The sequence below is a fragment of the Actinoplanes sp. NPDC000266 genome (assembly GCF_042899005.1).
GTDB lineage: Bacteria > Actinomycetota > Actinomycetes > Mycobacteriales > Micromonosporaceae > Actinoplanes.
Genome location: NZ_JBIAZI010000031.1, coordinates 1 through 4603, shown reverse-complemented (window position 1 = coordinate 4603; position 4603 = coordinate 1). Strand labels below are relative to the sequence as shown.

Genomic DNA, 4603 nt, shown 5'->3' with positions numbered 1-4603 from the left:
GGCTTCGCCTATTTTTTATTTTTTTCAAAAATGTAAAATCCAAAGTCAAAATCATCAAAAAAAGGAGTGAGCGAAAACCACGCTCACATTTTACTTGCAGCGTTCACTCGCACTCGCTAAAAGAAAAGATCAAACCCTCTCTTAGGACTTTCTTGGATTCCCTCTAATTGCTCGTATACGCTGTTTTAACTATTTGACTAGCTAAATACTCATACTTTGCAATCAAGCGTCTTACAGACGGTCAGGGCAAGCCCTAACAACCCTTAAATGGAAAACCTATACTTTGTTTAACTTGTTTTTTTACAACTTAAAACAAGCTATTCAATTCAAAATCACTTTAAACCCACTTAAAAGCTCGTTTAAGCATTCTTAATGTTCCCTTTGAACAAATAGACAGTTTCGAATTAAAGTCGCTTAAATCGAGTTTTAGAGCGTTTTAAAATAGAATGATGAAAAACTAAAAAGTTTCAAACGCTGGTCGGCTTGTTTCGTAAAAAAAGAGTGCAATGCGCACTTACACATCACTCTAAAAACGAGTGATGTAATGGCTAAAAATCGTGTATCAGAAGTTGCTTATCGCAACAACAAAATTTCATGCTAGTAGCGTCTCTTAAATGAGTGAGTCTTTGTTTCAATTTGTGATACATTTTTCTGATCCATCAAGAACTTCCTCAAAGATAAAATGCCCCAGCGCTCATTCCTCAATCGCCCTTTGTCATTGATTTTGTAATAAGCATTGCGCCCTATTCGGTTACAATCCTCACAACAAAATAGCAAATATAAACCCATAAATACTGCTGTAAGCTATCACATTGTAATACAAATTACTTCGTTCTTGTATTACAATGTGGCTTGAAAAGGGGGAAGTTTCACTTTCCCCTTTTATCCCCTTTGGATTGTGTCGATTTGCTTTACGCAAACGCCACCTACCCATTTTATAAAAATAAAATGGGCAAAAGATCTTTCTTTTTGTCATACAAAAAGAAGAAAAAGAGGGACGATTTTCTTCTTCCGAAATCGTCCCTCTTTTTGGATGAACGAACAAAAAATCTCTCGTATTTTGTTTGTTCATCCACTAAAAATATGCGAACAGTATGGCTTCATTCAATCCTGTTCTTACAAGTCAAAAGCATCGAATCGTCCAAGGACGATTCAACAAAAAAAGTAGTCGTTTTTGGACGACTACTAAGTTCTAAACATTCATTACCCAAAATCAATTTGGTCTAACATCGTTTCTCGACTAGCTTGATCTAATCCAAGATACGTTAAGGTCATGGCTTCACTTGAATGGTTTAATAAATGCATCACTAAACCAATATTATAGTTTGACTGCGTATAGACCCGATAAGCGCCTGTTTTACGCATGGTATGTGTTCCTAGATAGTTAATTCCTACTTATTGTCGGCGGAGCTGGACGCTTCTTTCACAACCTCTATCCTCGATCTTTTTGGTCATACACTTCTTTGACGTTGATAAATTGATCAAGTATTGGATTTTCTCCTTTTAGGTCAGCTTCGAAACGGATACCGTCAATATTGATTCTGGCGTTACGGTAGTAGTCAGTTCCTAGTTGTCCCCATGCAGGAGTTGAGGCATCGACATTGCAGAAGATATCAAATCCTTGTTGTTTCAAGTAAGCAAATTTTTGATTTGCTTCAGAATAAGGTTGCCAATCGCTGATGTCAGCGCCAAATGGGTAGATCAAAATATTTGTTTTGCCTAAAATAGGTGCAACTTCATTTTGCCAACGTTCATTATCTTGTTGGATATCGGCTAAAGAAGCTTGTGTCATATTCAAGTGTCCCCAAGTATGAGAAGCAAAACTCCAACCATCTTTCTTTAATTGATCAGCAACTTTTTTGGCTGCTTCGATTTCTTTGTTTGTTTTTTCGTTATCACCATATTCTGATTTTGATGTACGGTAACCTAATACACCATTATAGCCTGTTAAAGCTAATGTTCCTTTGGCGCCTTGATAAGAAAAATCGGGATGTTTTTTAATGAATGAATCGATCAATGGAACCATATCATAGTCACCAACAGTTTCCTTCTTATTGTCGATATAAATATTCTTGATTTGGTTCTGTTTATCGACAATCAACTTACTTGGAAATCCTGAATTGTCCATGTATTCATAATAGCTGACATCGTCTTGCGAAAGAATTAACGGTTTCTTTCCTTCTGGAAGAGAAACACCTGTAAAGGTCAGTTTTCCATCTGTTCCTTTTTTGACTAATCCATTTAGATTAACAAGAACATAGTTATTTTTATATAACTGATCAATGGTTTTATTGAATTCGGAAATAGTGACCATATAATCTTTATACCCTTGTGCTTGCTGGGTATGAAAAGCCTTAGCTGGATCAACAATCAGACTATGAAAGAAGACGTGTGAGATTTTGGTCGGGTCTTCCCATTTTACCAAGGATTCTTTTTCTTTTTTCAAAGTTGCTAACAATTGTTGCGCTTCTTTGGCGTCGTCTTTTTCAAGTAAGGCGATGGCTTCATCATAATGATAACTTGCAGCAAGCTGTTTTGCTTGATCAAGCTGTTTCGTCGTTTGTTTATCTTCAACAGGTTTTGAGCTGCTGCTTGAGTGTTGAGTTGTTTGACTAGTGTTTTCTAATTTATTGTTTGTTACTGCTTGTGTAACAAAAAAGATACTTACACCTAGAATAATAACAGTGCATACAGAAGTGACAGCCAATATGATTTTGTGTGTATGTTTCATTTTATCGTCCCCTACTACTTTTTGATTTCAAAAACCCCCGTAAGCTTTTCTTAACCTTTTGAAAAACTTCCCATAACCATTGTAACGAATATAGGGTTCTGTTGCAAAGTTTTAAATCTACTATCAAATAAGGTAGAATAATAGAAAAAGATAGCAGGAGGAATGACGATGAATCATTTTAAAGAAAAGCAATTTCAGCAGGATGTGATTATTGTAGCCGTGGGCTACTATCTTCGTTATAACCTTAGCTATCGTGAAGTTCAAGAAATCTTATATGATCGTGGCATTAACGTTTCTCACACAACGATTTATCGTTGGGTGCAAGAATATGGCAAACTACTCTATCAAATTTGGAAAAAGAAAAATAAAAAATCCTTTTATTCATGGAAAATGGATGAAACGTACATCAAAATTAAAGGAAAATGGCATTATTTGTATCGAGCCATCGATGCAGATGGTTTAACCTTGGATATTTGGTTACGTAAAAAACGGGACACACAAGCAGCCTATGCTTTTCTTAAGCGGTTAGTGAAGCAGTTTGATGAACCGAAGGTTGTAGTCACAGATAAAGCCCCCTCTATTACAAGTGCCTTTAAGAAACTAAAAGAATACGGCTTTTATCAAGGGACAGAACATCGTACCATTAAATACCTGAATAATTTGATTGAACAAGACCATCGTCCAGTAAAGAGACGCAATAAATTCTATCGAAGTTTACGCACTGCCTCACCCACGATTAAAGGCATGGAAGCCATTCGAGGATTATATAAGAAAACCCGAAAAGAAGGCACTCTCTTCGGCTTTTCGGTGTCTACTGAAATCAAGGTATTAATGGGAATAACAGCCTAAATCATAGATACCGTAAGGGATTTTATTCTTTATTTAAAACTTTGCAACAGAACCCTATTATCTAAGGAAATCAAAGTATTAATGGGAACACCTACTTAATAAGGTTAGACTGTCATTTTAATATTTAAATGGCGCATAGTTTGCTTCATAACTAGCGTTCAAAAAAACTAAAAAGTATCATAAAAAGAAGGCACGCTTATAAACATGCCTTCTTTTATTTGTTGTGTTATTTAACTTTCATCAATCGTAATCCGTTTAATGTTACTAAAAGCGTTGCTCCCATATCTGCTACAATAGCAATCCATAGTGTTAGCCAACCTGGTATGACTAGTAGTAGAGCTAATAGTTTTATACCTAATGAGAAGGTGATATTTTGCTTAATTACTTTTAGAGTTTGACGGCTAAGTCTAACAATGAATGGTAATTTTTGTAAATCGTCGCCCATTAGAGCAACATCAGCAGTTTCGAGAGCCGTATCTGTCCCTGCACCGCCCATTGCAATACCAACCGTCGATGCAGCTAATGCTGGTGCATCATTAATGCCGTCGCCAACCATTGCTACTTTATTATAAGTTGTCCGCAACGCTTTAATCGAATCTAATTTTTCTTGAGGCATTAGATCTCCTTTTATTTCAGTCACACCTAATTGCTTACCAATAGATTCAGCGGTTTTAGTATTATCACCAGTAAGCATAATAGTGTGTTCAATTGACAACTTGTGGAGTTCAGAAATAACGGCAGCACTTGAATCTCTTACTTCATCCGCGACAGCAATTACTCCTAAAATTTGTTCGTCAGTACCGAAATACATGGCGGTTTTCCCTTGTTCTTGAAATTGTCTGTATTGTACTTTGACCGCTGTTTCTTCGATTACTGATGCAGAAAACAGTTTAGGGCTTCCAATATAGTAACGTATGTTTTGATGTATACCTGTAAGTCCTTTACCTGTGATAGATTGGAAATCCTCGATTTGTATTGACTTGTAATCCACATTAGTTTTATCCGCTTCGTTTAAAATAGCAG

Annotated in this window: 4 protein-coding genes; 1 reads left to right on the top strand and 3 read right to left on the bottom strand. The window is 36.2% G+C overall.

Going from position 1 to position 4603, the window contains the following annotated elements:
* Positions 1-760 precede the first annotated feature (760 nt).
* Positions 761-1072, bottom strand: a complete 312-nt coding sequence (locus tag ACFY36_RS51815; protein WP_350977985.1) for a hypothetical protein — start codon at positions 1070-1072, stop codon at positions 761-763.
* Between the two features lie 360 nt (positions 1073-1432).
* Positions 1433-2731: a polysaccharide deacetylase family protein gene (locus tag ACFY36_RS51810; protein WP_014017385.1), complete on the bottom strand. Its 1299-nt coding sequence runs from the start codon at positions 2729-2731 to the stop codon at positions 1433-1435.
* A gap of 168 nt (positions 2732-2899) precedes the next feature.
* Here ACFY36_RS51810 and ACFY36_RS51805 point away from each other — a divergent pair, with 168 nt between their 5' ends.
* Positions 2900-3580, top strand: coding sequence for an IS6 family transposase (locus tag ACFY36_RS51805; protein ID WP_058212875.1), 681 nt, complete (start codon positions 2900-2902; stop codon positions 3578-3580).
* 226 nt (positions 3581-3806) lie between these two features.
* Here ACFY36_RS51805 and ACFY36_RS51800 read toward each other — a convergent pair.
* Positions 3807-4603 (bottom strand): HAD-IC family P-type ATPase (locus tag ACFY36_RS51800; protein WP_499753328.1); only part of this gene is annotated, 797 nt, incomplete at its 5' end.

Excerpts from the sequence above, each read along its gene's own strand:
- ACFY36_RS51815 (WP_350977985.1), bottom strand. The coding sequence starts at position 1,072 with ATGAACAAACAAAATACGAGAGATTTTTTGTTCGTTCATCCAAAAAGA.
- ACFY36_RS51810 (WP_014017385.1), bottom strand. The coding sequence starts at position 2,731 with ATGAAACATACACACAAAATCATATTGGCTGTCACTTCTGTATGCACT.
- ACFY36_RS51805 (WP_058212875.1), top strand. The coding sequence starts at position 2,900 with ATGAATCATTTTAAAGAAAAGCAATTTCAGCAGGATGTGATTATTGTA.